The sequence below is a fragment of the Neisseria sp. CCUG17229 genome (genome assembly GCF_047839235.1).
GTDB lineage: Bacteria > Pseudomonadota > Gammaproteobacteria > Burkholderiales > Neisseriaceae > Neisseria > Neisseria brasiliensis.
In genome coordinates, this window is the sequence record NZ_CP181247.1 from 638,722 (window position 1) to 663,902 (window position 25,181).

The following is a 25,181-nucleotide window of genomic DNA, read 5'->3' on the forward strand; positions in this document are numbered from 1 at the left end:
AAGTATGCATAGGCCGTTAGAAAGATTTGAATCTTCCTGACGGCCTTGTTTGTTAACTTTGAGTGCTTATGCAAACTGCAAGCCATTGTGGCAGAAGAATCAAAGAAACATAGTTAGTTGATGGATATTTATTTTATAAAAATCAAATGCTAATTAAATTTAATAAAAATAATGTTAAAAGATGAAAGTTTTTGTCTTGCCTGAAAACGCAGATTAGGTTATTGTTGGGCTTCTTCATTTTCATAAACTCTGAGCCTTAATCCAATTGTCCAAACGGATTGGCTGTCGTCGTGTCCTAGCAATGTGCGTACCCTAAATCGCTACTTGATAGGCTTGCATTACAGGTGCTGTGACGAAGCTGCTGTTGCTGTTGGTTTAACGCCCTATAAAAGAGGTTGTTATGCAATTATCAGGCGCACAAATCATTGTGCAAAGTCTCAAGGCAGAAGGCGTTGAATACGTTTTCGGCTATCCGGGCGGCGCAGTTCTCGAAATCTACGACGCCATCTACCAGCTCAATAAATTCAAGCACATCCTGACCCGACACGAACAGGCAGCCGTTCATGCAGCCGATGCGTATGCGCGCACCAGCGGTAAAGTTGGCGTGGCTTTGGTGACTTCAGGTCCCGGAGCAACCAATGCAGTAACCGGTATTGCCACGGCTTATTCGGATTCGATTCCGATGGTCATCATCACCGGTCAGGTCGGCACGCCCGCCATCGGCAGTGATGCCTTCCAAGAAGTGGACACCATCGGCATTACCCGCCCGTGTGTGAAACACAATTTCTTGGTGACCGATATCAACGATTTGGCCAACACCATCAAAAAAGCGTTCCAAATTGCCGCCAGCGGTCGTCCGGGTCCTGTGGTAATTGATGTGCCAAAAGACGTGACGCAGGCGATGGCGAAATTCAGCTATCCGCAAGAAGATATTTTTATCCGCTCTTATCAGCCGGTGGTGCAAGGCCATGCCGGTCAGATTAAAAAAGCGGTGCAGATGTTCGCTTCTGCCAAACGTCCGATTATCTATTTCGGCGGCGGTATCGTATTGGGTAACGCCAGCCAAGAATTGGTGGACTTGGTACACGCTACCGGCGCGCCATGCGTCGGCACCTTGATGGGTTTGGGTGCAGTACCTTCCAGCGACCGTCAATATCTCGGCATGCTGGGCATGCACGGCACGTATGAAGCCAACTTGGCCATGCAGGATGCCGATGTGGTGTTGGCTGTCGGTGCGCGATTCGACGACCGCGTGGTGTCTGTGCCATCCAAATTCTTGGAAAAACCGAAAAAAATCATTCATGTTGATGTTGATCCATCGAGCATTGCCAAACGCGTTAAAGCCGACATTCCGATTGTGGGCGACGTGAAAAATGTATTGGCCGAAATGGTTTGCTTGGTGAACAAGCAGCAATCCGTACCGAGCCGCGAGCATTTGGATAAATGGTGGAAAAACATCGAATCATGGCGCAGCCGCGATTGCTTGTGGTTTGATCAAGACGAAGAAACCATCAAGCCGCAGTTTGTGGTGAAAAAATTGGCGGAAATCACCAATAATTCAGCCATTATCACATCCGATGTCGGTCAGCACCAAATGTTTGCTGCGCAATATTATCCGTTTGAGCGTCCGCGCCAATGGTTGAATTCCGGCGGTTTGGGCACCATGGGTGTCGGTTTGCCTTATGCGATGGGTGCGAAACTGGCCGCACCGGAGCAGGATGTATTCTGTATCACCGGCGAAGGCTCGATTCAGATGAACATCCAAGAATTATCGACCTGCTTCCAGTATAAAATTCCGCTGACTGTTGTGACCTTGAATAACGGTTATCTCGGTATGGTGCGCCAATGGCAAGAGCTTTACTACAGCAACCGCGAATCGGAAACTTATTTTGATTCGTTGCCGGATTTTGTGAAACTGGCGGAAGCTTACGGCCATGTCGGCATTCGTGTGACCAAGCCGTCTGAGGTAGAAGGTGCTATTCGTCAAGCGCTGCAACACAACCGCGAAGGCCGCTTGGTGTTTATCGATTTCATCACCGATAAGAAACAAAACGTGTTCCCGATGGTGGGCAACGGCAAAGGTCTCGACGAAATGGTGCTGCCGGTACACATGCGCGAAACCAAAGCCGACAGCGACGTGAACGATGTCAATGACCGTGATTACGATACAAGGAGCGTGCCATGAGACACATTTTGTCCATTCTGATGGAAAACGAATCCGGTGCGATGAGCCGTGTGGTGGGTCTGTTTTCAGCGCGTGACTACAACATCGATTCATTGTCGGTGGCCGCGACCGAAGATCAAACCTTGTCGCGCATGACCATCGTGACCCACGGTGACGACAGCGTGCTGGAGCAGATTACCAAGCAGCTTAATAAGCTGGTAGAAGTGATTAAAGTAGTCGATTTGAACGAAAGTCGTTTTGTCGAACGCGAATTGATGTTGGTGAAAGTGCGTGCAGCGGGTAAAGACCGCGACGAATTTTTACGCCTGACCGAGATTTATCGTGGTCATGTGGTTGATGTAACCGACCGCAGCTATACCATCGAAATCACCGGTTCCAGCGACAAATTGGATTCTTTCTTAGAAACCGTAGGGCGTGCACAAATTTTGGAAACTGTGCGCACAGGCGCAGCCGGTATTGGCCGCGGCGAGCGTATTTTGAAAATTTAATGCCACGCTTGTTCAGACGGCCTGCTAAAAGATTTGAGGCCGTCTGAAACCAATACAGGAGAAGTTGAGATGTCGATTATTAAGATTGTTGCCTTGATTACCGTGAAACCTGAATACCGCGACACATTGTCTGCCCAATTCGCCCAGTTGGTTCAAGCCAGCCGCGCCGAAGAAGGGAACAACAGCTATGATTTGCATCAGGATATCCAAAATTCCAACCGCTTCGTGTTTGTTGAAAGTTGGCAATCGCAAGCGGCGGTGGATGAGCATAATGCCAGTGAGCATTTTCAGGCATTTGTTCAAGCCATCGAGGGCAAAACCGATCATCTTGAAATCGTGATGCTCAACGAGCTCTCCATCTGATTTTTTAAAGTTAACTCAACAAACCTATTCAAATAAAAGGAATTGAAATGCAAGTTTATTACGATAAAGACGCCGACCTGTCATTGATCAAAGGCAAAACAGTTGCCATTATTGGTTATGGTTCACAAGGCCATGCCCACGCTGCCAACCTGAAAGATTCAGGTGTAAACGTAGTGATCGGTTTGCGTCAAGGCACTTCTTGGGATAAAGCGGTTAAAGCCGGCCACAACGTGAAAACTGTTGCTGATGCCACTAAAGATGCCGATGTTGTGATGATTTTGTTGCCGGATGAAAACCAACCGGTTGTGTACAAAAACGAAATCGCACCTAACCTGAAAGACGGCGCGGCTTTGGCGTTTGCGCACGGCTTCAACGTACACTACAACCAAATCGTGCCGCCATCAAATGTAGACGTGATCATGGTTGCGCCTAAAGGCCCTGGCCACACTGTACGCAGCGAATTCTTGAAAGGCGGCGGCGTACCTTCATTGATCGCCGTTTACCAAGACAATTCCGGTAAAGCACGCGACATCGCCTTGTCTTACGCAGCAGCCAACGGCGGCACCAAAGGCGGCGTGATTGAAACCAACTTCCGCGAAGAAACCGAAACCGACTTGTTCGGTGAACAAGCTGTATTGTGTGGTGGTGCGGTTGAATTAGTGAAATGCGGCTTTGAAACTTTGGTTGAAGCCGGTTACGCCCCAGAAATGGCTTACTTCGAATGTTTGCATGAATTGAAATTGATCGTAGATTTGATGTACGAAGGTGGTATTGCCAACATGAACTACTCAATTTCTAACAACGCCGAATACGGTGAATACGTGACCGGCCCTGAAGTGGTGACTCCTGCAACCAAAGAAGCGATGAAAAAAGCTTTGTACCGCATTCAATCTGGTGAATACGCGAAAATGTTCATCCAAGAAGGCGCAGCCAACTATGCTTCAATGACTGCCCGTCGTCGCTTGAATGCTGACCACCAAATCGAGAAAGTTGGTGCGCAATTGCGTTCGATGATGCCTTGGATCGCGAAAAACAAATTGGTAGATTTGGATAAAAACTAATTTTTAACCCTATCTTTTACAAAATGCCGTCTGAAATGTTCAGACGGCATTTTTTTATGCTGAATCATTTAAATACATTTAACTTATATCAAGGCGGTCTGAAAAAACCGTTGGTAGTATTTCAGGCGGCCTATTTTATTTAGCGTTCAATCAAAATAAATCAAATTTAATTGAAATAAAATGAATCTTATACTGGGTATATGAAGAATCAATCAATGATTTGTAATTTATAGTTTTATTTGTATCTTATTTAACTATAAAGAATTATTGCACTAATATAAATACGCTTTAAGATTTGTAAACTTGATATACATCAAATTATGGATAGTAGATGATTCATATAATATTAGTGTTTTGAGTAATCGAGTCATCGGGGATAGGTTATGTCCGGTTTTGATAGGGATGGAGCAGAGAATAACAGTCTGCTCAAATGGGTGGTTGTGGTCGCGCTGGCATTGGTTTTGATGGTGATCAGCCTACCGGTTCATGCAGAGCGTCTGCCGGAGTTTCTGAGCAAAGTACAGCCGTCTGAAATTTTTCCAACGGCCGACCGTTACGGTGAGCCTGAAGGCAAGCCGATGGTGGCACGTGTGTACAAAGGCGACGAGCAATTGGGCTTAGTCTTCATCACTACTGATGTTGTCAATACTCGCGGCTATTCGAGTAAACCCATCGATACCATGGTGGCCTTAGCCAATGACGGCACCATTAGCGGCGCCAAGTTGGTGGCGCATAACGAACCGATTATGCTCATCGGCATCCCGCAATCGCGAGTGGATAAATTTATTGATGACTACATCGGCCTGAATTTCATTACCACGCCGCCGAAACCGGGTGTGGCACTTTCCGACATCATCAGCGGCGCAACCGTGACGCTGATGGTGATTAACGACAGCATGCAGCGCTCGATTAAAACCATTGCCCAACAATACCAATTGGGCACAGTAGGTGCGACAGCGGCTGTGGCTGCCGATGGTTCTACTGTTGCACAAGCAGCGGTGCAAACCCGTCCGCGTCGTGCTGTTGGTATGGATAAACAAGACATCCAATCATGGAATGCCTTACTGGAACAAAAAGCCGTCACCAAGCTGCACATGACGGTGGATGAAGCTAATAAATTATTTGAGCAAAGCGGCAAAGAAGGCGTTGTCGAGCACGCCGAAGAAGGGCCGGGGGATGATACTTTTGTTGATATGTATGTGGCGGTGGTGAGCCAGCCTTCCATCGGTAAGAGCTTATTGGGTGAGGCAGGTTGGAATAATTTGCAACGCCGTCTGAAACCGGGTCAACAAGCGATTATGGTTGCCGGTGAGGGTCGTTATTCTTGGAAAGGCTCGGGCTATGTGCGTGGCGGTATTTTTGACCGCATCGAGATGATTCAGGGCGACAACAGTTTCCGCTTTACCGATGCGCAACACGAGCGTGTGGTGGCTTTGGCCGCAGAAGGCGCGCCGGCATTTAAAGAAGTATCTTGGTTCACCATTCCGGAAGATGTAACATTTGATGCTGCCGAGCCGTGGCGCTTACAGTTGATGATTCAGCGCGTATTGAGCGTGAATGATAAAGCGTTTGTTACTGCTGATTTGGCCTACGAATTGCCGCAAGGCTATTACGTTGACGACCCTGAAGCCGAACCGGTAACCATCACTGCGCCGATTGAAGCACCTGCCGCCGAAGGCCGAAAATTAGCCAATCAAACTGCCGGTACTTTGGATGCAGCCACTGATGACGGCGTATCCAGCCAATTGTGGAAACAGATCTGGCAGGCGAAAAAAGCGCAAATCATCGTGGTCAGCATTGCGTTAACCATTTTGCTGCTGGTGTTTTTGTTCCAAGACTGGATTGTGCGCTACGAAAAATGGTATGACCGTTTCCGCATTGCCTTTTTGACCTTCACTTTGGTTTATATCGGCTGGTACGCGCAGGCGCAATTGTCGGTGGTGAATACCTTAACGCTGTTTTCCGCCATCTTGACCGATTTCCACTGGGAATTTTTCCTGATGGATCCGCTGGTATTCATTTTGTGGCTGTTTACGGCGGCGACCATGCTGCTGTGGAACCGTGGTACTTTCTGTGGCTGGTTGTGTCCGTTTGGCTCTTTGCAGGAGTTGACCAACCGCTTGGCGAAGAAATTGGGCGTGAAACAAATCACCGTGCCGCATTTGCTGCACACACGCTTGAGCGCGATTAAATATGTGATTTTCTTCGGTTTGCTGGCGCTTTCGCTCTACGATTTGGGCTTGGCCGAACATTTTGCCGAAATCGAGCCGTTTAAAACCGCGATTATTTTGAAATTCATGCGTGAATGGTGGTTTGTATTGTTCGCTGTGGCATTGCTGGCAGCCGGTTTGTTTATCGAACGTTTCTTCTGCCGCTACTTATGCCCGCTGGGTGCAGCGATTGCGATTCCGGCACGCTTCCGCATTTTTGACTGGCTGCGCCGCTACAAAATGTGTGGCAATCCGTGTCAGATTTGTACACACGAGTGTCCGGTTCAAGCGATTGCGCCGGAAGGGGATATTCACCCGAACGAGTGTATCCAATGTCTGCACTGTCAAGTGATGTATCACCATGAAACGCGTTGTCCGCAAGTGGTGGCAACGAACAAGAAAAAACAACGCCAAGCCGCGGCCAAATCGGAACACGAAGCCGAACAAACCGCTAAAACCAATGAACATGTGGTGCACTTTGTGAAACCCGGTGCAAAAATCACCGTTGAAAAGTAAAGAATTAGTTTCCCTTATCCCACGGTAGGCCGTCTGAAAAGACAAATACCGAATTTCATCCCAAGGAGAGTTTTATGTCAGACGAAAAATTAGAACAAAACGGCTTAAGCCGACGTTCATTCTTAGGCACTGCCGCGGCTTCTGGTGCCGGTATTGCCGGTGCGGGCTTGTTGGGTTTGGCTGGTTGTTCCAATGCCGAGAGCGATAAAGGCGCAGCTTCCGGTGCAGGTTCTGCACCTGCGGCCAAAGCCGATGCGCACGGTAGCGAAGGCGGCCAGTCTGTTCATGTTGGTCCGGGCGAGCTGGATCAATACTACGGCTTCTTGTCAGGCGGTCAATCCGGTGAAATGCGCTTGGTTGGCTTGCCTTCTATGCGCGAACTGATGCGTATTCCGGTATTTAATATGGACAGCGCCACCGGTTGGGGTCGTACCAACGAGAGTTTGCGTATTCTGAACGAAAAAAATACTGCTGAAACCAATGCTTTCCTGAAAGCCAGCGGTCTGAAATGTATCCCGAATGGCGACTTGCACCACCCGCACTTGTCGTTTACCGACCAAACTTACGACGGCCGCTATGCTTACGCCAACGACAAAGCCAATAACCGCGTGTGCCGCGTGGATTTGGAAATCATGAAAACCGATAAAATCGTTGAGATTCCAAATGCTTCCGGTATCCACGGTTTGCGTCCGCAACGTTATCCGAAAACCGGCTATGTATTTGCCAATGGCGAACACATCGTACCGGTAGACGGCGTTGGCAATCTGAATGACCCGAAAACTTGGAATGCGGTATACACCGCCATCGACGGTGAAACCATGGAAATCGCATGGCAAGTGTTGGTAGACGGTAACTTGGACAACGGTGATGCCGACTACCAAGGTAAATATTCATTCTCTACCTGCTACAACTCTGAGCGTGGTTTGACCGTGCAAGCCGCTTCTGCCAACGAGCAAGACTGGGTCGTTGTGTTCAACTTGGCAGCAATTGAAGAAGGCATTAAAAACGGCGACTTTAAAGAAGTCAACGGTGTGAAAATGGTGGACGGCCGCGCCGAAGCCAATTCGAAATACACCCGCTACATTCCGGTGCCAAACTCACCACACGGCTGTAACGCATCACCTGACGGCAAATACATCATGCTCAACGGTAAGCTGTCGCCAACTGTGACCGTATTGGATGTGAGCAAATTGGATGATTTGTTTGCCGACAAAATTCAGCCGCGCGATGTGGTAGTCGCAGAGCCTGAATTGGGCTTGGGTCCGTTACATACCGCATTTGACGGCCGCGGCAATGCCTATACCACGCTGTTTATCGACAGCCAAATGGCGAAATGGAACATCGAAGATGCGATTAAAGCTTATGCGGGCGAGAAAATCGACCCAATCAAGCAAAAAATCGACGTTCACTACCAACCGGGTCACAACCACACAACTATGGGCGAAACCAAAGAGGCCGATGGTAAGTGGTTGGTGTCACTGAATAAATTCTCGAAAGACCGTTTCTTGAATGCCGGTCCGTTGAAGCCTGAATGTGACCAGTTGATTGACATTTCAGGCGATGAGATGAAGCTGGTGCACGACAACCCGACCTTTGCCGAACCACACGACTTCTGTTTGGTAGCAGCGTCTAAAGTGAATCCGGCTAAAACTTGGGATCGCACCAAACATGCTTGGTGGTGGAAAGATGCTGCTGACATGGCTGCCAAAGATGGCGTGGAATTGGAGAAAGCCGCCAAAGTGGTGCGCGAAGGCAATAAAGTACGCGTGTACATGACTGCTGTTGCGCCAGCATTCAGCGTGCCACAATTCGAAGTGAATCAAGGTGATGAAGTGACTGTGGTGGTGACCAACGTAGAAACCATCGAAGACTTGACCCATGGCTTCACTTTGGAAGGCTACGGCATTGCGATGGAAGTCGGCCCGCAACAAACCAGTTCGGTTACCTTTACCGCCCACCGTCCGGGCGTGCATTGGTACTACTGCCAATGGTTCTGCCACGCATTGCACATGGAAATGTCAGGCCAAATGATTGTAAAACCTAAATAATCTTCCCTGATATCAACAAGCAGGCCGTCTGAAACGGTAATTCCTTTTCAGACGGCCTTTATAACAAAGCCATTTGAAAATCGGGCAGATGGTTTTGTTATAATGTCAAACTTGTCGCGCCGACACAGGCCGTCTGAAAACAAGAGAAACCACATGCACACTCTATTTCATGTCAAAACGCTGCAATACGCTGTTTGTGCGCTGCTCACCGTAGTAGGGTTTCAGACGGCCTTTGCCGCCGTGATTACCGTTTCACCCACAGATAATCTCAATCAAATCATCGCCCAAGCCCAAGCAGGTGATACGCTCAAGCTTGCTTCGGGCGTGTACCAAACCAAAATCCACATCGACAAACCCTTAACCTTAGAGGGGCCGGCAGACCGTTCCGCCAACATTCAGGGTGATAGAAAAGGCCGCACGATCAGCGTGCATGCGCCTGATGTCGTGATTCGAAACCTTACTGTCAACGGCTCGGGCATGAGTCTGCCGGATATGGACGCCGGCATTTATCTGGAAGAAACTGCCACCAATGCTTTGGTGGAAAAAAACGATATTCTCGATAATTCCGTTGGCGTGTATTTGCACGGTCCTAAAGATGCCATGGTGCGCGACAACAAAATCGTCGGCAATGCTGAATTGCGCGTGAATGAGCGTGGCAACGGCGTAACCGTGTGGAACGCGCCCGGTTCGCAAGTGATCGGCAACGACATTTCCAAAGGCCGCGACGGCATTTTTTCCAACGCCAGCACCTTCAATATTTATAAGGGCAACCGTTTTCACGATGTGCGCTTTGCCGTACATTATATGTACACCAACGACAGCGAAGTCATCGACAATATTTCCATCGGCAACAACATCGCCTACGCCATGATGTTTTCCGACCGCATCAAAGTACGAGGCAACATCGCCGTGATGAGCCGCGATCAAGGCATCATGCTCAATTACGTCAACCAATCGGAAGTGCAAGACAACGTGATTTATCAGGCCGACAAATGCCTGTTCGCCTACAATGCTAACAACAACAAAATCTTTGGCAACCATTTCGAGCAATGCAAAATCGGCATCCATTTCACCGCCGCCATTGAAGGCACGGAATTGACCGACAATTCGTTTATCAATAACGAAAGCCAAGTCAAATACGTCAGCACGCGTTTCTTGGATTGGTCGGAAGACGGGCGCGGCAATTATTGGAGCGACAACAGCGCATTCGACCTTAACGGCGACGGCATCGGCGACAGCGCTTACCGCCCCAACGGCATTACCGACCAAATCATTTGGCGCGCACCTGTGGCCAGGTTGCTGATGAACAGTCCGGCGGTGAGCATTGTGAAGTGGGCGCAAAGCCAGTTCCCCGCAATTATGCCGGGCGGTGTGATTGACAGTAAACCGCTGATGAAGCCATATCAAAACCCGACTATGCCGTATTATCTGCAACACAAAGCGGAAATGTTGCAAGCAGCCAAGCAAACTAAATCGGCATGGGCAGCGCAGGCAAACGAATAAAAGGCGTTCAGACGGCCTTATGTTGAAAAAGGCCGTCTGAACAAACACACAAGGAAACACCATGAGCAATCATGTTGAATTGAGAAACGTAATCAAACAATTCGGCGAGCAGCGTGCGGTCGATAATGTCGATTTGGTGCTGAAAGCCGGTGAAAGCGTGGGTTTGGCCGGGCACAACGGCGCGGGTAAATCGACGCTGATGAAGCTGATACTCGGCTTGATTACGCCAACGCAGGGCGAAGTGATGCTGCTGGGTGAGAAAACCGGCAGCAAAGCCGGTGCGGCGGTGCGCAGCCAAATCGGGTATTTACCGGAAACGGTGGCGCTGCACCCATCGATGACCGGTTTGGAAACCTTGGCTTTCTACGCCAAACTGAAAAAGCAGCCGCTGAATAAAAACCAAGATTTGCTTGAACGCGTGGGCATTTCCCAAGCAGCCAAACGCCGTGTCGGCACTTATTCAAAGGGTATGCGTCAGCGTTTGGCTTTGGCGCAGGCGTTGTTGGGCGAGCCGAAGGTATTACTGTTTGACGAGCCGACTACAGGTTTGGATCCGGCTTCACGGCAAATGTTTTATGAAGTAGTGCGCGAATTAAACGGTAAAGGCGCAACTGTGTTGCTCAGCACCCACGCTTTGGCCGAACTCGACGGCCATGCAGACCGCGTGGTGGTGATGAAAAACGGCGCCAAAGTCGCCGATGGCAGCATGGACGAACTGCATGTGCAAAGCGGTTTGCCACTCACGGTGAATGTGCGCCTGAAACATGGCAAACCTTTGTCATCACGCTGGCAGTCTTCAGACGGCCTCAATTTCCGTGCGCAATGCCAAGCAGACGAACGCATGGCTTTGTTGGCCGAATTAGGCGATTTAAACGATTTGGCCTATCTCGACATCCATACGCCGACGCTCGATGAAATGTATGCACAATTCTTGAAAAGGGAAGACGTATGAACCCGATTTTGATTATCACCGGCAAAGAAGTGCGCGACAGCCTGCGCAACCGCTGGGTGTTGGCGGCGGCATTGCTGCTGGCGGCATTGGCTTTGTCGCTGGGGTTTTTGGGCAGCGCGCCAACCGGTTCGGTGAAGGTCGATCCGCTCACGGTTACGGTGGTGAGCCTGTCGAGCCTGTCGATTTTCCTGATTCCGCTGATTGCCATGCTCTTGGCCTACGATGCCTTGATTGGCGAAATCGAGCGCGGTACGATGGGTTTGTTATTAAGCTACCCGATTTCGCGCAATCAAATTTTAGCGGGTAAGTTCTTGGGGCACTTGATTATTTTGACTTTGGCGACGACTGCCGGTTACGGCTTGGCCGGCATTGCGTTGCAGTTGGCCAATGGCGGCATCAACATCGCCGCATGGAAACCGTTTGCCGCTCTGATTGGCGCTAGCGTGATTTTGGGCGCGGCGTTTTTGGCCTTGGGCTATTTAATCAGCGCGAAAGTGAAAGAACGCGGCACGGCGGCAGGCATTGCCATCGGCGTGTGGCTGTTTTTCGTGGTGATTTTCGACATGGCCTTGCTTGGCGTGTTGGTGGCCGATACGCAGCAAACACTCACTGCGCCGATGGTGGAAAGCATTTTATTGTTCAACCCGACCGACATTTACCGCCTGCTCAACCTGACCGGCTATGAAAACACCGCCATGTATTCGGGCATGGCCGGTTTGACCGAGCAAATCAGCCTCACGCTGCCGGTGTTGCTGACCGCGCAGGTGTTGTGGGTCATCATTCCGCTGCTGTTGGCGGCTTGGATTTTTGGAAAGCGACAAATATGAAAACATTTGCCTTAACAATCTGCACCGCCTTGCTGCTCGCGGCTTGTGGTGCCAAAGAAAACACCGCGCCGCCGCCTACTCCGGCGCCGATTACCGCACAATCGACCGGCCATTATTGCACCATGAACCTGATGGAACACGACGGGCCGAAAGCGCAGCTGTATCTCAACGGCAAGCCCGATAAGCCGGTGTGGTTCTCGACCATCCGCCAAATGTTCGGCTACACCAAGCTGCCGGAAGAGCCCAAAGGCATTCATGTGATGTATGTCACCGATATGGGTGAAGTGACCGATTGGGCGCAGCCGAATGCCAATGACGCGTGGATTGATGCCAAAAAAGCATGGTATGTTATCGAAAGCGGCTTTATCGGCGGCATGGGTTCGGAAGATGCGTTGCCGTTTGCGGATAAAGCCAAGGCCGAGCAGTTTGCGCAAGAGAAGGGCGGCAAAGTCGTGAACTTTGATGAGATGCCGGAAGCATATATTTTTAAATAATGTGAATAGGCCGTCTGAAAAGGGTGTTAAGCTTTCAGACGGCCTGAATTTTATTTTCAAAAAAAAACATGAATATCCCCTTAAATCGCCGCCGTTTTTTGGCGATCAGTGCCATTGTGGCCGGTGGCGCGATTTTGCCGTTTGCACTAAACCGCCCAACCGATAAGCCTAATCCCGATGAAGCCGAGCCGTTTGTTTGGAAAGGTATTGCTTTGGGTTCGGGCGCGCAGTTGCGCCTGTATCATGTTGACCGCCGCCAAGCTGATGATTTGGTGAATAAGGCATTGGCGGAAGTGGCGCGTCTGGAAAAGATTTTCAGCTTATACCGTGACGACAGCTTGATTGTGCAGCTTAACCGTGAAGGCCGTCTGAACAATCCGCCGCAGGATTTGTTGGTATTGTTGAGCATCAGCCAAGAAGTTTACCGGCTCACTCAAGGTGCGTTTGACCCGAGCATTCAGCCGCTATGGAACTTTTATGCCGATTATTTTAGACGGCATCCCAATACCGATACGCCGCCGTCGCAGGCGGATATGAATCGAGTCTTGCAGCAGGTCGGTTTTGATAAAGTGGAATTTGACGATACCTTTGTCCGCTTTCACGGGCGGGATATGGGCTTGTCGTTTAACGGCATTGCCCAAGGCTACATCACCGATAAAGTGGTGGAATTGTTGCAGCAAAACGGCGTGGAACAAGCCTTGGTGGATATGGGTGAAATCCGCGGCTTGGATACACGCGGTGAACGCACTTGGCAGGTGGGTATCCGCGATCCACAAAATGAGCAAGGTGTATTGATGAATGTGCCGCTGCAAAACCAAGGCTTTGCCACGTCGGGCGGCTATGGCACGGTGATGGATGAAGCGGGTAAGTTTACCCATTTGTTTGACCCACGTTCGGGGGTGAGCACACCGCGTTACCACAGCATGAGCGTAATGGCGCCAACCGCCGCGCTGGCCGATGCGTTTGCTACGGCGTTTTCGGTGATGTCGCCAGATGAAATCCGGCAAGCGGCGCGGGCTAAGCAGGCTAAAGTGTGGCTGGTGATGCCGGATAGGCAGATGAAGGTTATTGAATAGAAGAAAAAACAGTTTTCATCATGTTTGCATTGCGAATATCTCAAGGAAGCTTGAATTGTTGATGCAGTGCGTGCTGTTTTCACTGTGAAATTGAATCTCAAGCTCATCTGAGAAACTGAAAAACGTAAAAGCCGTCTGAAACCATTACCTGTTTCAGACGGCTTTTGTATGAATATTAGCTGATTATCATTTGGCGGATTTAAATCCAACCCAATGAATTGATGAAAACGATCAGGATGGCAATCGGCGCTAAGAAGCGTAAGGTATTAAGCCATAATTGAGTCACGGTTTTCGGTACGGAGCTACCTTCGCTGATATTTGCCAAAACCGATTGTTTGTTGCGCACCCAGCCGGTGAAAATGGCTACACTCAATGCGCCGATCGGCATAATAATGGCGGAAATCATGTAATCCCACAAATCGAACACGGTTTTGCCGAATATTTTAAATTCGCCTAATACGCCAAACGATAAAGCCGAAGGAATACCAACGATAAAAATGGCCGCGCCGATTAGCCAAGTGCGGCTTTTGCGTTTGCTTTCGTCTTGGCGGATGGTGGCGGCAATCACGGTTTCCAGCATGGAGAATGCAGAAGTGAGGGTGGCAAACACCACCAGCAACATAAAGATGGCAAAGAGGATGGTGCCGAACGGGATTTTCATAAACACTGCAGGCAACACAATAAAGATTAAGCCCGGGCCTTGTGAGGGTTCAAAGCCGAATGCAAACACCGCCGGAAAAATCACCAAGCCGGCCAGCAGCGACACCAATAAGTTCATCCACATGATGCTGTTGCCCGAGCGGAATAAATCCTGCTTTTTACTCAGGTAAGATGCATAAGTAATCATGGTGGATACGCCGATACTCAAGGCGAAAAATGCCTGACCCAAGGCCATCAGCATGGTTTGCGGCGTGAAGTAAGACCAATCGGGTTTCAGCAAAAACGATACGCCCTGCATGGCATTGGGCAGCGTCATCGAGCGGAGGGCCAGCATAATAAACAACACAAACAAAGCCGGCATCAGATAGCGGTTGGCTTTTTCAATGCCGTCTGAAATGCCGCCTTTCACCACCCAAATCGTCATCAGCATAAATAAGCCTTGATAAAGCAATACGCTCCAAGGGTTGGCAATGGTGGCGCCGAACAAGGCTTCAAAGTTGGCTTCGGGGTGGATTTGACCGGTAAATGCGTGCACCACATAATTCAGCACCCAACCGCCGACCACACTGTAAAACGACAGCAACACAAAACATGCCGCCACGCCCATGCGGCCAACCCACGGCCATTGCGAACCGGGTGCCAGCGTTTTGAACGCATCGACCGCGTTTTTACCACTGGTTCGGCCGATGTAAAACTCAGCCAGTTGTACCGGTAGCGCAACTAAGATGGTAAACAGCAAAAACAATAAAAAGAATACGGCGCCGCCGTTGGTGCCGGCGGTGTAGGGGAATTTCCAAATCGCGCCCAAGCCAATCGCTGAACCGGCTGCAGACAGGATAAAGCCCAATTTGGATGACCAAGAAGCAGAAGTATTCATAAATGTATCGAAATGTAAAAATAATGGCTGATTGTAGCAAAGCTGTTATGCATATTGGAGTGGGTAAAGCTGGGATTGTGGGATTAAGCACGGAAGGTGCGGGGAATAGATGGCATAGGGTGTAAACTATCAAAAATTTGATAAGGTTAAGAATTAATGAAAAGAAAATAGTTGAAAATAGAAATATTATGCCGTCTGAAAGCGGAATATCATCTTGGCGTATCAATTTTTCAAACAGGTCTCAGCGCCGTCTTGGAAACCTTAGGAAAGCTGCTACAATAGCCTCCTTTTGAAACACACCAAACACAAGGAAAATAATGCTTTACGCTATCATAGCCATTATCGTCGGCCTCGTTTTACTGGTTTGGAGCGCCGACCGCTTTATTGATGGTGCGGCTGCTACCGCCCGCCATTTCGGCATGTCGCCATTATTAATCGGTATGGTCATCGTCGGCTTCGGTACATCTGCGCCGGAAATGGTCGTCTCCGTCATGTCTGCCTTAGACGGCAGCCCCGGTATTGCTTTGGGCAACGCCTATGGTTCTAACATCACCAATATCGCCCTGATTCTGGGTATTACCGCCTTAATCAGCCCGATTATGGTGCAAAAACAAATCGTTAAAACTGAAATGCCGGTATTGCTGGTGATTACCGCTTTAGCCGCGTTTCAATTGTTTGATGGTTATTTGAGCCTGATGGACGGCGTGATACTGCTGCTGGTGTTGCTCGGCTATATGGGATGGACGGTAAAAACCAACTTGAAAGGTGCTGATAACTTCGTAGAAGATATTTCCGATGAGTTGGAAAACAGTGAAATGCCGCTGAAAAAAGGCCTGTTTTGGTTGATTTTGGGTTTGGTGGTGTTGGTACTCAGCTCGCGCCTGCTGGTGTGGGGTGCAGTAACCGTAGCACAAAGCATGGGCGTCAGCGATTTGATTATCGGCCTGACTGTAGTGGCCATCGGTACATCATTGCCAGAGTTGGCTTCCTCTGTAGCCGCCGCGCGTAAAGGTGAACACGACATCGCCATTGGCAACGTGGTCGGTTCCAACTTATTCAACACCTTATCCGTAGTCGGCTTGGCTTCAGTGATTCATCCGATGGAAGTGGCACCGGAAATCCTTACCCGCGACGTCGCCATTATGTCGGGCTTGACTGTGTTGCTGTTTGTCTTCTGCTTGGGTAAAGGCGGCGCAGGTCAGATAGGTCGTCTGAAAGGCTTCATTTTGCTGGGTTCGTATGTGGCTTATACAGGCTATTTAATCAGCACCAGTTTTTAAGCTATATTTTATATATAAGGAAAAAAGAGCAGGGTGAATCCTGCTCTTTTTGTTGCTAGGCCGTCTGAAAGCAAAACCGGATATGCCAAGCGACATATCCGGTTTTTAATTTGGTGGGTCCGGTGGGTTTCGAACCCACGACCAAGGGATTATGAGTCCCCTGCTCTAACCCCTGAGCTACAGACCCGTCAGAAGTAGGGGCGTATTGTATCATAATTTAACCGCTTCGCAAGATTGTGGCATATCGGTAAGCCAACACGCTTGAATCCCGCAAAACGCGTTATAATCAGGCTCATTGTTTCGGCAAAGCTTAATCAAAAGGCTGAGACCTTTGCAATATCCCTATCTTTGGCACATTTCTTCGTTGTGCGCTGCTCGAAAGCTTGCCTATCTAAGTGATATGTCTGCGCTGCTACAACTTTGAACTGTGCTCAAATCTAGGGTTTTGCAAAGGTCTCAGGCCGTCTGAAAAAACATTCGGCTGAAAGAGAGTCAAAATGAAATACAAAGACTTACGAGATTTTATCGCGCAGCTTGAAGCGCAAGGCAAGCTCAAGCGGATTTCTACGCCGGTATCGCCGGAGTTAGAAATGACCGAGATTGCTGACCGCGTGTTGCGCGCAGAAGGGGCGGCGTTGCTGTTTGAAAATCCGGTACGCGCCGATGGCACGCGCTACGGCTATCCGGTGTTGGCCAACTTATTCGGCACGCCCGAGCGTGTGGCGATGGGCATGGGCGAAGACAGCGTATCCAAGTTGCGCGAAATCGGCCAAACGCTGGCTTATTTGAAAGAACCCGAACCGCCAAAAGGCATTAAAGATGCGTTTTCTAAATTGCCTTTGTTAAAAGACATTTGGAGCATGGCGCCAAACGTGGTGAAAAACGCGCCTTGCCAAGAAATTATATTAGAGGGCGATGCGGTCGATTTGTACCAACTGCCGATTCAGCATTGTTGGCCGGAAGACATCGCGCCTTTGGTGACATGGGGCTTGACCGTGACCCGCGGGCCAAATAAAAAACGTCAAAATCTCGGCATTTACCGCCAGCAGTTAATCGGCAAAAAGAAGCTGATTATGCGCTGGTTGTCGCACCGTGGGGGTGCGTTGGATTATCAGGAATTCCGCAAGCAAAATCCCGATACGCCGTATCCCGTTTCCGTGGTGTTGGGTTGCGATCCGGCGACCATTTTGGGCGCGGTCACGCCGGTGCCCGATACCTTGAGCGAATATCAGTTTGCCGGTTTGTTGCGCGGCTCGCGTACTGAATTGGTAAACTGTATCGGCAACGATTTGCAGGTGCCGGCGCGGGCGGAAATCGTGTTGGAAGGCGTGATTCATCCGAATGAAACTGCGTTGGAAGGCCCTTATGGCGACCACACCGGCTATTACAACGAGCAGGATTGGTTCCCCGTGTTTACCGTCGAGCGCATCACCATGCGCAAAGACCCGATTTACCATTCCACCTACACCGGCAAACCGCCTGATGAACCGGCTGTGCTCGGCGTGGCGTTGAACGAAGTGTTTGTGCCGCTTTTGCAGAAACAATTCCCCGAAATCGTTGATTTCTACCTGCCGCCGGAAGGCTGCTCTTACCGCATGGCGGTGGTGTCGATGAAAAAACAATACGCCGGACACGCCAAACGCGTGATGATGGGTTGCTGGAGCTTCCTACGCCAGTTTATGTACACCAAATTCATCATTGTGGTCGATGAAGATGTGGACGTGCGCGACTGGAAAGAAGTCATCTGGGCAGTCACCACGCGGATGGATCCGGTGCGCGATACCGTTTTGGTGGAAAACACGCCGATTGATTACTTGGATTTTGCCAGTCCGGTCAGTGGTTTGGGCGGTAAAATGGGCTTGGATGCTACCAATAAATGGCCGGGCGAAACTGACCGCGAATGGGGCAGGGTGATTGAAAAAGATCCTGCCACCGTGGCCAAGGTGGATGCTATGTGGAAAGATTTGGGCTTGTAACAATGGTATGGTAAGGCCGTCTGAAAAAATATTTTTTCAGACGGCCTTTTATTTTGTTTATAAACCGTAGAATTTATACATACAGTTTAGTAAAACATTCTGCTTACACGTTTTCAAACTTGCTGCTATATTAACAAATACATAAATCAACTCTAAAGGAGAAACCATGAAAGCTGCTGTTTTTATCAAGCATACACTGGCTGCCGCCTTGTTGTCGGTGGGTTTGAGTGCCGTTGCTGCGCCATCGCCGCAAGCCAAGCAGCCACCGCAAGACTTTTCAGCCATTCAAGCCGTGACCTTGGAGAACAAATTACCGGGGCGCAAGATTCCGTATTTTATCCGCAATGACGAAGGCGAGCGCCGTTTGGTTGGTGGCATGGTGTTGAACACCATTGCGCGCGCGGTTGATACCGATGGCGATTATGAGATGATGACTTGGGTGGGCGGTAAGGAAGCCGGTTTGCCGTTGTATAGTCTGAAAAATTCGCATCAGGCATTTTATGTGATTGAGGGTAAAGTTGAATTTTGGCTGGACGGCAAATATTACCTGCTCACGCCGGGTGATTATGCCAGCGTACCGCCGGGTGTGAAAGCCGCATTCCGTTTCCAAAACCAACGCAATAAAATCTTGTTGTGGGCAACCGGCAGCGATATGTACCAATCCTTCAGCCGCATGGGTGAGCCGTTTAGCGGCTATGTTCAGCCTGAAACAGCCAAAGCCGGTTTCAGCCGCGAGCAATTGTTGGCCGCGACCACGCAAAACGGCAGCTTAACTTGGTTTGGTGAGCCTAAAGCCAAACGCCAAGCCGCCAAAATGACTCTGGATAAAGCACCAAACCGTGCCCAAGCGTATGTATTGGCTGAAGGAGCGGGCGAACGTTATGTGGTGGGCGACCAAATGTTTACTTATTTGGGCGATGCCAAAGCCAGCGACGGCCGCTTTATCGCCTTGTTGACCGAAGGCCCGAAAGGCGATTTGGTGCCGCCGCATTTTCATGGTGAACACACCGAGATTTTCTATCCGCTGATTGGTCGCGTGAATATGTTGGGCAACAAGCAGCAGCTTGAAGCGCAACCGGGCGATGCGGTGCACATTCCTGCCGGCGTGGTACACAGCTATCAAATCAAAGACCATTACACCAAGTTTATCGGCTTCTTAACGCCGGCGGTGTTCGATAATTTCTTCCGCACTTTAGGCGATCCGTATCAAGGCCGCGTGTATCCGAGCCAACCGGGGCCGGTACAATTCCAGCGCGTGATTCAGAATATCGACAAGTTGGATATTTACCTGCAAGGCGGCAAGCCTGAAGGGAAGTAATAAGCGGTTATTGATCTAAACTTAAGAGGCCGTCTGAAAGGTATTTTTTCAGACGGCCTTTGGTTTTTGTTCACGCATGTTGCCCAAAATCAAGTACTTTTTAAATCAGAATATTTATATCAAAATAATATTGAATTTGTTGTGATACATCAAAGTTAGAGGGTAGGGAGTTGGGATTATACTGTTGCTAACAAATATTAAATCCCGATTTCACGCATACAGGAGCTTGATGATGGACAAGAAAATAGGTTTTAAGCCGATTCCGACTGCGGTTGCGGTGGCGTTGGCTTTGTTGATTTGGTTTGTGATTCCTGTGCCCGAAGGGGTAACGCCCGACGGCTGGCATTTGTTGGCCATGTTTGTCGGTGTGGTGGCAGCGATTATCGGCAAAGCTATGCCGATTGGTGCGATTGCGATGATTGCCATTACCTTGGTGGCGCTTACCGGTGTCACCAACGACACGCCTTCGGGTGCGATTAAAGATGCGCTGTCGAGCTTCTCCAGCTCACTGATTTGGCTGATTGGTGTGGCGATTATGATTTCGCGCGGCATTTTGAAAACCGGTTTGGGCGCGCGCATCGGTTATCTGTTTATCGCCGTATGGGGTAAAAAAACCTTAGGCATCGGCTATAGTTTGGCTTTGTCTGAATTGCTGTTGGCGCCGGTGACGCCGAGCAACACCGCACGTGGCGGCGGCATTATCCATCCGGTGATGAAGGCGATTGCCTCAAGCTACGATTCCGATCCGGAAAAAGGCACGCAAAACCGCATGGGTAAATACTTGTCGCTAGTGAATTACCACAGCAATCCGATTACCTCGGCGATGTTCATCACCGCCACCGCGCCCAATCCGCTGGTGGTGGAGTTGGTGGCCAAGGCAACCAACAGCGATATTGAACTGAGCTGGGGCACATGGGCGCTGGCGATGTTTGTGCCGGGTTTGATTGCCATGATTTTGATGCCGACGGTGCTGTATTTTATTGCGCCGCCGGAAGTGAAAGAAACCCCCAATGCCATGCAATTTGCCAAAGACCGCTTGAAAGAGCAGGGACCGATGAGCCGCGGCGAATGGATTATGCTGGGCATTTTCGGCATTTTGCTGTTTTTGTGGGCAGGTATTCCGGCATTGCTGCTGGGCAAAGCGTATGCTGTTGACGCGACAACCACCGCGTTTATCGGCTTGTCGCTGCTGCTTTCGGGTGTCTTGACGTGGGATGACATCCTGAAAGAAAAAAGTGCGTGGGACACCATCACTTGGTTTGCCGCCTTGGTGATGATGGCTACCTTTTTGAACAAGCTCGGCGTGGTGACCTGGTTTTCAGGCTTGTTGGAAAGCGGTATCGCCAGCACCGGCATGGGCTGGATGGGCGCATGTGCGTTGCTTTTACTGGCTTATTTATACGCGCACTATATGTTTGCCAGTACCACTGCCCACATTACCGCTATGTTCGGTGCCTTCTACGCAGCCGGTATTGCCTTGGGCGCGCCGCCGATGCTGTTTGCTTTATTGATGGCTGCCGCTTCTAACATCATGATGACCTTAACCCATTACGCCACCGGCACCGCACCGATTATCTTCGGTTCGGGCTATTCGACGCTGGGGGAATGGTGGAAAGTCGGCTTTATCATGAGCGTGGTCAATCTGCTGGTATTTGTGGTGATTGGCGGTATTTGGTGGAAAGTATTGGGCTATTGGTAAGGTAATTGGCTATTGAGGCCGTCTGAACATGATTGTTCATACGGCCTTTTACAATGTTTCGCTGCTATCAGCTTGTTTTTGCTATATAATGCCGACCTTGATAAAGTTTTTATTCCACACCCGATTTCATGAAACTGTTTCCGACCTACCGACGCTGGTGGCGTTTTAAATCGTTCCGCAACGATGCCACTTTACCGGCGCACACGGTGGATTGTCCCGATTGCGGTAGCCGCACTGACATTCCGCGTTTGCAGCAGGGGCAGGAAGCGCATTGCCCGACGTGCAACCATGAAATCGTGCAGATTGAAAAAAATCCCTATATCGCACCATTGGCCTATGCAATTACATCGCTGATTTTAATGGCTTTTGTGTACAGCATGCTGTTTATGAAGATCGAGATGATCGGGGTAGTGTCGATTTTGACTTTGCCGGAAATGATGCGGCTGCTGGTGTTGCAGGAATTCGGTTTCTTGGCCGAAGTGATGTTTATTCTGACGTTTGGCACGCCCTTGCTGTTTTTACTGATGTGCGTGTATGTGTATTCGGCATTGGCCATGGAAAAAATGCTGCCGGCGCTGTTTTATTGCACGCGCGTGCTGGTGCGCTTGCGGCATTGGATTATGGTCGATGTGTTTTTTGTGTCGACACTGGTGGCGTATATTAAATTGTCGTCGGTGTCGGAAGTGACATTCGGGCCGGCTTTTTATCTGATGCTGGTGTTGGCGGTGATGCTGATTCGCACATCGGTGTCGATTCCGCAGCACTGGGTTTATTATAAAATTCATCGCATTTTAGGCCATAATGCTGTTCAGACGGCCTCTGAGGATAAAATCTGCTGCAGCCGCTGCCTGTATTTTCGCGATGCCGGCGAGCAGACCTGCGGCGTGTGCGGTGCGGATTTATACCGCCGCCGTCCGTATAGTTTGCGTATTTCGCTGTGTTTTCTAATCGCGGCGGCAATTTTGTATGTGCCGGCGAATTTGCTGCCGATTATGATTTCGTCCAACCCGACCGCGCTGGAAATCAACACCATCATGAGCGGCATCATTTATATGTGGCACGATGGTGATAAGCTGATTGCGGCGATTATTTTCAGCGCCAGTATTTTGGTACCGGTGTTGAAGATTGTGGCGATGGCGGTGTTGATTGCCTCTGCCTATTTCAAGCCGCCACTTGATGCGCCTTGGATGTCGGTGATGTATCGGATTACCGAATCGGTCGGCCGCTGGTCGATGATTGATATTTTTGTGATTATTATTTTGATGAGCGCGTTTCACACCAATATGGCACGGGTGGTGCCGGGAGAAGCCGCTGTGTATTTCTGCTTGGTGGTCTTGCTCACCATGCTTTCTGCTTATTTTTTTGATCCGCGCCTGATTTGGGACAAAGTTTCAGACGGCCATAATGAATATGAACGATAATTTAAACCAACCTGACAACGATTTACCGCCTCCGCCCCCACCGGCACGTATTAAAAAAACCAACGTATTCACGTCGGTGGTATGGCTGATTCCGCTGATTGCCCTGATTGCTGGCGGTTGGCTGCTGATGAAGCAAATCCGCAATACTGGCCCGACCATCACGCTGCTGCTTGACAGCGCTGATGGCATTGAAGTCAACAATACCGTGATTAAAGTGTTGAACGTAGATGTCGGCCGCATCACCAAAATTAAATTGCGCGAAGACCGCAAAGGCGTGGAAGCCACGGCGCAATTGAGTGCCGATGCGCAAGATTTAATCCGTAAAGACACGCAATTTTGGGTGGTCAAACCGCGTATCGATCAGAGCGGCGTGACCGGCTTGGGTACGCTGCTTTCCGGCTCATACATCGCCTTTACTCCTGGTACCAGTGCGGAAGAAGAATCGGTGTTTAAAGTGTTGGATATTCCGCCGATTGCCGCCATCGGCCAACGCGGCCTGCGTTTAAAATTGGTCGGCTCCAACGACAAAATTTTGAGCGTGAGCAGCCCGGTTTTGTATGAAAACTTTATGGTGGGTCAGGTGGAAAGTGCGCGTTTTGATCCCGATGATCAAACCGTGCATTACACTATTTTTATTCAAAGCCCGAATGACAAACTGATTCATGCCGAAAGCCGTTTCTGGCTGGAAAGCGGCATCAATATTCAAACATCGGGCAGCGGCATCCAAGTGCATTCCGCGCCGCTTCCGGCATTGCTTTCGGGCGCGATTGCGTTTAGTTCACCGAAAACCGATGATGCGCAATCGGTTAAGAACGAAGACACCTTCACGCTTTACGACAGCCGCAGCGAAGTGGAAAACCTGCCGGACGACCGCTCGCTTTATTACACCGCCTTTTTTAAACAATCCGTTCGTGGTTTGAGCGTGGGTGCGCCGGTGGAATACAAAGGCATCAACATCGGCGTGGTGTCTGATTTGCCGTATTTCGCCCGCAACGACAGCCTGCAATTGTTTGCCAACGGCTGGATTCCCGTACGCATCCGCCTTGAGCCGTCGCGTTTGGAAATGAATGCCGACATGCAAAGTAAAGCGCATTGGCAGCAGCAGTTTCAGATGGCCTTAAACCGCGGCTTGACTGCCACCATTGCCAGCAACAACCTGATTACCGGCAGCAAATTGGTCGAGCTGACCGATGAGCCGTCTTCCTTGCCGAAGCTGAAACCGCATACCGTATATGGTGGCGATACCGTGATTGCCACGCGCGGCGGCGGCTTTGATGATTTGCAGGCACAATTGGCGAACTTGTTGGAAAAATTCAATAAGCTGCCGCTGGAGCAAACCGTCGGCAACCTGAATACATCGATGGCCGAATTGAAAACCACTTTGCAATCCGCCACCACGACGTTGAATTCGGTGGATAAACTGATCGGCAAATCGCAAACGCAGAATATTCCGAACGAAATCAACCAAACCTTAAAAGAATTGCGCCAAACCCTGCAAGGCGTATCGCCGCAATCGCCGATTTACGGTGATGTGCAAAACACCTTACAGAGCATTGATAAAACACTAAAAGACGCGCAGCCGGTGATTAATACCTTGAAAGAAAAACCAAACGCGTTGATTTTTAACAGTAATACCAAAGACCCCATCCCGAAAGGAAGCCGATAATGCGCCTTTTAGCCTTAAGCTGCGCCGTATTGCTCGCCGCTTGTAGCACACCGCAAAGCACCCGATATTTTGTGCTGCCCGACAGCCAATACACCCAGCCGCGCCAAGGCAGTGAAATAGCGGTAAGAGTGTATCTGGCCGAGCCGTTGAACCAAGGCGGGCTGGTATATCAAACCGACGCGCATCACTTGAATTTTGCCAAAAACCATTTGTGGGCAAGTCCGCTCGATAGCGCATTGACCAACAGTTTGAGCAACAAACTCAACCGTTTAAACCGCCAATACACCTTTATCCCTTCCTGCCGCAGTCAAAGCAGCCAAGTGTTGAAAGTGTATATCGAAGCGTTCAACGGCAGCTACCAAGGCCAAACCGTGGTCAGCGGCTACGCACTGTGGCCGAACGGGCAAAGCAAGCCTTTCCATGTCGAAACGCCACAGCAGGGCGACGGCTATGCGGCCATGGTCGATTCCTTGGAAGCCGGTTTGAACCGCGCTGCCGAATTAATGGCTTATTAAAAATGAAGGCCGTCTGAACATTTCGGACGGCATTTTTTTTATAGAA

Annotated in this window: 19 protein-coding genes and 1 tRNA gene; 18 read left to right on the plus strand and 2 right to left on the minus strand. The window is 49.8% G+C overall.

Features of this window, described 5'->3' with window-relative positions; genetic code table 11:
- Nucleotides 1-400: 400 nt before the first annotated feature.
- The 11 genes from ilvB to ACM67B_RS03050 all read left to right on the plus strand — a co-directional run bounded on the left by ilvB (nucleotide 401) and on the right by ACM67B_RS03050 (nucleotide 13,723).
- Nucleotides 401-2,185 (plus strand): biosynthetic-type acetolactate synthase large subunit, encoded by a 1,785-nt coding sequence (ilvB, locus tag ACM67B_RS03000; protein WP_416190096.1) that lies wholly within the window; start codon nucleotides 401-403, stop codon nucleotides 2,183-2,185.
- Nucleotides 2,182-2,673, plus strand: a complete 492-nt coding sequence (gene ilvN, locus ACM67B_RS03005; RefSeq protein WP_095502013.1) for an acetolactate synthase small subunit — start codon at nucleotides 2,182-2,184, stop codon at nucleotides 2,671-2,673. The genes ilvB and ilvN overlap by 4 nt, the downstream gene beginning before the upstream one ends.
- Before the next feature lie 69 nt (nucleotides 2,674-2,742).
- Nucleotides 2,743-3,036, plus strand: coding sequence for a putative quinol monooxygenase (locus ACM67B_RS03010; RefSeq protein WP_416190097.1), 294 nt, complete (start codon nucleotides 2,743-2,745; stop codon nucleotides 3,034-3,036).
- 47 nt (nucleotides 3,037-3,083) lie between these two features.
- Nucleotides 3,084-4,097 (plus strand): ketol-acid reductoisomerase, encoded by a 1,014-nt coding sequence (ilvC, locus tag ACM67B_RS03015; protein ID WP_095502015.1) that lies wholly within the window; start codon nucleotides 3,084-3,086, stop codon nucleotides 4,095-4,097.
- Nucleotides 4,098-4,561: 464 nt separating this feature from the next.
- Nucleotides 4,562-6,823: a 4Fe-4S binding protein gene (locus ACM67B_RS03020; protein ID WP_416190505.1), complete on the plus strand. Its 2,262-nt coding sequence runs from the start codon at nucleotides 4,562-4,564 to the stop codon at nucleotides 6,821-6,823.
- Between the two features lie 74 nt (nucleotides 6,824-6,897).
- Entirely contained in the window at nucleotides 6,898-8,871 is a 1,974-nt protein-coding gene (nosZ, locus tag ACM67B_RS03025) for a TAT-dependent nitrous-oxide reductase (protein WP_416190098.1), read from the plus strand.
- Nucleotides 8,872-9,024: 153 nt separating this feature from the next.
- Nucleotides 9,025-10,374 carry a nitrous oxide reductase family maturation protein NosD gene (locus tag ACM67B_RS03030; protein WP_416190099.1) on the plus strand — a complete coding sequence of 450 codons (1,350 nt, stop codon included), beginning with the start codon at nucleotides 9,025-9,027 and terminating at the stop codon, nucleotides 10,372-10,374.
- 61 nt (nucleotides 10,375-10,435) lie between these two features.
- The gene (locus ACM67B_RS03035) at nucleotides 10,436-11,326 is read left to right on the plus strand and encodes an ABC transporter ATP-binding protein (protein ID WP_416190100.1); all 891 of its coding nucleotides are present in this window, start codon (nucleotides 10,436-10,438) and stop codon (nucleotides 11,324-11,326) included.
- The gene (locus ACM67B_RS03040; protein ID WP_416190101.1) at nucleotides 11,323-12,153 is read left to right on the plus strand and encodes an ABC transporter permease; all 831 of its coding nucleotides are present in this window, start codon (nucleotides 11,323-11,325) and stop codon (nucleotides 12,151-12,153) included. Before ACM67B_RS03035 ends, ACM67B_RS03040 begins: the two co-directional genes overlap by 4 nt.
- Nucleotides 12,150-12,647, plus strand: coding sequence for a nitrous oxide reductase accessory protein NosL (locus ACM67B_RS03045; protein WP_416190102.1), 498 nt, complete (start codon nucleotides 12,150-12,152; stop codon nucleotides 12,645-12,647). The genes ACM67B_RS03040 and ACM67B_RS03045 overlap by 4 nt, the downstream gene beginning before the upstream one ends.
- Nucleotides 12,648-12,715: 68 nt before the next feature.
- The gene (locus ACM67B_RS03050; RefSeq protein ID WP_416190103.1) at nucleotides 12,716-13,723 is read left to right on the plus strand and encodes an FAD:protein FMN transferase; all 1,008 of its coding nucleotides are present in this window, start codon (nucleotides 12,716-12,718) and stop codon (nucleotides 13,721-13,723) included.
- A 199-nt stretch (nucleotides 13,724-13,922) separates the two neighbouring features.
- On the opposite strand, the gene ACM67B_RS03055 is transcribed toward ACM67B_RS03050, so the two are convergent.
- On the minus strand, nucleotides 13,923-15,260 hold the full coding sequence (locus ACM67B_RS03055; RefSeq protein WP_416190104.1) for a sodium-dependent transporter: 1,338 nt from the start codon (nucleotides 15,258-15,260) through the stop codon (nucleotides 13,923-13,925).
- A 317-nt stretch (nucleotides 15,261-15,577) separates the two neighbouring features.
- Here ACM67B_RS03055 and ACM67B_RS03060 point away from each other — a divergent pair, with 317 nt between their 5' ends.
- On the plus strand, nucleotides 15,578-16,540 hold the full coding sequence (locus ACM67B_RS03060; RefSeq protein ID WP_416190105.1) for a calcium/sodium antiporter: 963 nt from the start codon (nucleotides 15,578-15,580) through the stop codon (nucleotides 16,538-16,540).
- 111 nt (nucleotides 16,541-16,651) lie between these two features.
- Here the strand turns inward: ACM67B_RS03060 and ACM67B_RS03065 are convergent.
- Nucleotides 16,652-16,727: transfer RNA gene (locus ACM67B_RS03065), tRNA-Ile, on the minus strand.
- A gap of 310 nt (nucleotides 16,728-17,037) precedes the next feature.
- Here ACM67B_RS03065 and ubiD point away from each other — a divergent pair.
- The 6 genes from ubiD (at nucleotide 17,038) to ACM67B_RS03095 (ending at nucleotide 25,135) form a co-directional block, all read left to right on the plus strand.
- Nucleotides 17,038-18,516: a 4-hydroxy-3-polyprenylbenzoate decarboxylase gene (ubiD, locus tag ACM67B_RS03070; protein WP_416190106.1), complete on the plus strand. Its 1,479-nt coding sequence runs from the start codon at nucleotides 17,038-17,040 to the stop codon at nucleotides 18,514-18,516.
- A 166-nt stretch (nucleotides 18,517-18,682) separates the two neighbouring features.
- The gene (locus tag ACM67B_RS03075) at nucleotides 18,683-19,834 is read left to right on the plus strand and encodes a quercetin 2,3-dioxygenase (RefSeq protein ID WP_416190107.1); all 1,152 of its coding nucleotides are present in this window, start codon (nucleotides 18,683-18,685) and stop codon (nucleotides 19,832-19,834) included.
- A gap of 244 nt (nucleotides 19,835-20,078) precedes the next feature.
- Nucleotides 20,079-21,533: a DASS family sodium-coupled anion symporter gene (locus ACM67B_RS03080; protein ID WP_416190506.1), complete on the plus strand. Its 1,455-nt coding sequence runs from the start codon at nucleotides 20,079-20,081 to the stop codon at nucleotides 21,531-21,533.
- A gap of 128 nt (nucleotides 21,534-21,661) precedes the next feature.
- A complete protein-coding gene (locus ACM67B_RS03085; protein ID WP_416190108.1) occupies nucleotides 21,662-22,954 on the plus strand; it encodes a PqiA/YebS family transporter subunit in 1,293 nt (430 codons plus the stop codon).
- On the plus strand, nucleotides 22,944-24,620 hold the full coding sequence (gene pqiB / locus ACM67B_RS03090) for an intermembrane transport protein PqiB (protein WP_416190109.1): 1,677 nt from the start codon (nucleotides 22,944-22,946) through the stop codon (nucleotides 24,618-24,620). Before ACM67B_RS03085 ends, pqiB begins: the two co-directional genes overlap by 11 nt.
- Entirely contained in the window at nucleotides 24,620-25,135 is a 516-nt protein-coding gene (locus ACM67B_RS03095; protein ID WP_416190110.1) for a PqiC family protein, read from the plus strand. The genes pqiB and ACM67B_RS03095 overlap by 1 nt, the downstream gene beginning before the upstream one ends.
- Nucleotides 25,136-25,181: the final 46 nt, after the last annotated feature.

Excerpts from the sequence above, each read along its gene's own strand:
- ilvC (WP_095502015.1), top strand. The coding sequence starts at position 3,084 with ATGCAAGTTTATTACGATAAAGACGCCGACCTGTCATTGATCAAAGGC.
- ACM67B_RS03010 (WP_416190097.1), top strand. The coding sequence starts at position 2,743 with ATGTCGATTATTAAGATTGTTGCCTTGATTACCGTGAAACCTGAATAC.
- ACM67B_RS03095 (WP_416190110.1), top strand. The coding sequence starts at position 24,620 with ATGCGCCTTTTAGCCTTAAGCTGCGCCGTATTGCTCGCCGCTTGTAGC.
- ACM67B_RS03055 (WP_416190104.1), bottom strand. The coding sequence starts at position 15,260 with ATGAATACTTCTGCTTCTTGGTCATCCAAATTGGGCTTTATCCTGTCT.
- ACM67B_RS03035 (WP_416190100.1), top strand. The coding sequence starts at position 10,436 with ATGAGCAATCATGTTGAATTGAGAAACGTAATCAAACAATTCGGCGAG.
- nosZ (WP_416190098.1), top strand. The coding sequence starts at position 6,898 with ATGTCAGACGAAAAATTAGAACAAAACGGCTTAAGCCGACGTTCATTC.
- ACM67B_RS03040 (WP_416190101.1), top strand. The coding sequence starts at position 11,323 with ATGAACCCGATTTTGATTATCACCGGCAAAGAAGTGCGCGACAGCCTG.
- ACM67B_RS03075 (WP_416190107.1), top strand. The coding sequence starts at position 18,683 with ATGAAAGCTGCTGTTTTTATCAAGCATACACTGGCTGCCGCCTTGTTG.
- ACM67B_RS03060 (WP_416190105.1), top strand. The coding sequence starts at position 15,578 with ATGCTTTACGCTATCATAGCCATTATCGTCGGCCTCGTTTTACTGGTT.
- ilvN (WP_095502013.1), top strand. The coding sequence starts at position 2,182 with ATGAGACACATTTTGTCCATTCTGATGGAAAACGAATCCGGTGCGATG.
- ACM67B_RS03030 (WP_416190099.1), top strand. The coding sequence starts at position 9,025 with ATGCACACTCTATTTCATGTCAAAACGCTGCAATACGCTGTTTGTGCG.
- ACM67B_RS03045 (WP_416190102.1), top strand. The coding sequence starts at position 12,150 with ATGAAAACATTTGCCTTAACAATCTGCACCGCCTTGCTGCTCGCGGCT.
- ACM67B_RS03085 (WP_416190108.1), top strand. The coding sequence starts at position 21,662 with ATGAAACTGTTTCCGACCTACCGACGCTGGTGGCGTTTTAAATCGTTC.
- pqiB (WP_416190109.1), top strand. The coding sequence starts at position 22,944 with ATGAACGATAATTTAAACCAACCTGACAACGATTTACCGCCTCCGCCC.
- ilvB (WP_416190096.1), top strand. The coding sequence starts at position 401 with ATGCAATTATCAGGCGCACAAATCATTGTGCAAAGTCTCAAGGCAGAA.
- ACM67B_RS03020 (WP_416190505.1), top strand. The coding sequence starts at position 4,562 with ATGGTGATCAGCCTACCGGTTCATGCAGAGCGTCTGCCGGAGTTTCTG.
- ubiD (WP_416190106.1), top strand. The coding sequence starts at position 17,038 with ATGAAATACAAAGACTTACGAGATTTTATCGCGCAGCTTGAAGCGCAA.
- ACM67B_RS03050 (WP_416190103.1), top strand. The coding sequence starts at position 12,716 with ATGAATATCCCCTTAAATCGCCGCCGTTTTTTGGCGATCAGTGCCATT.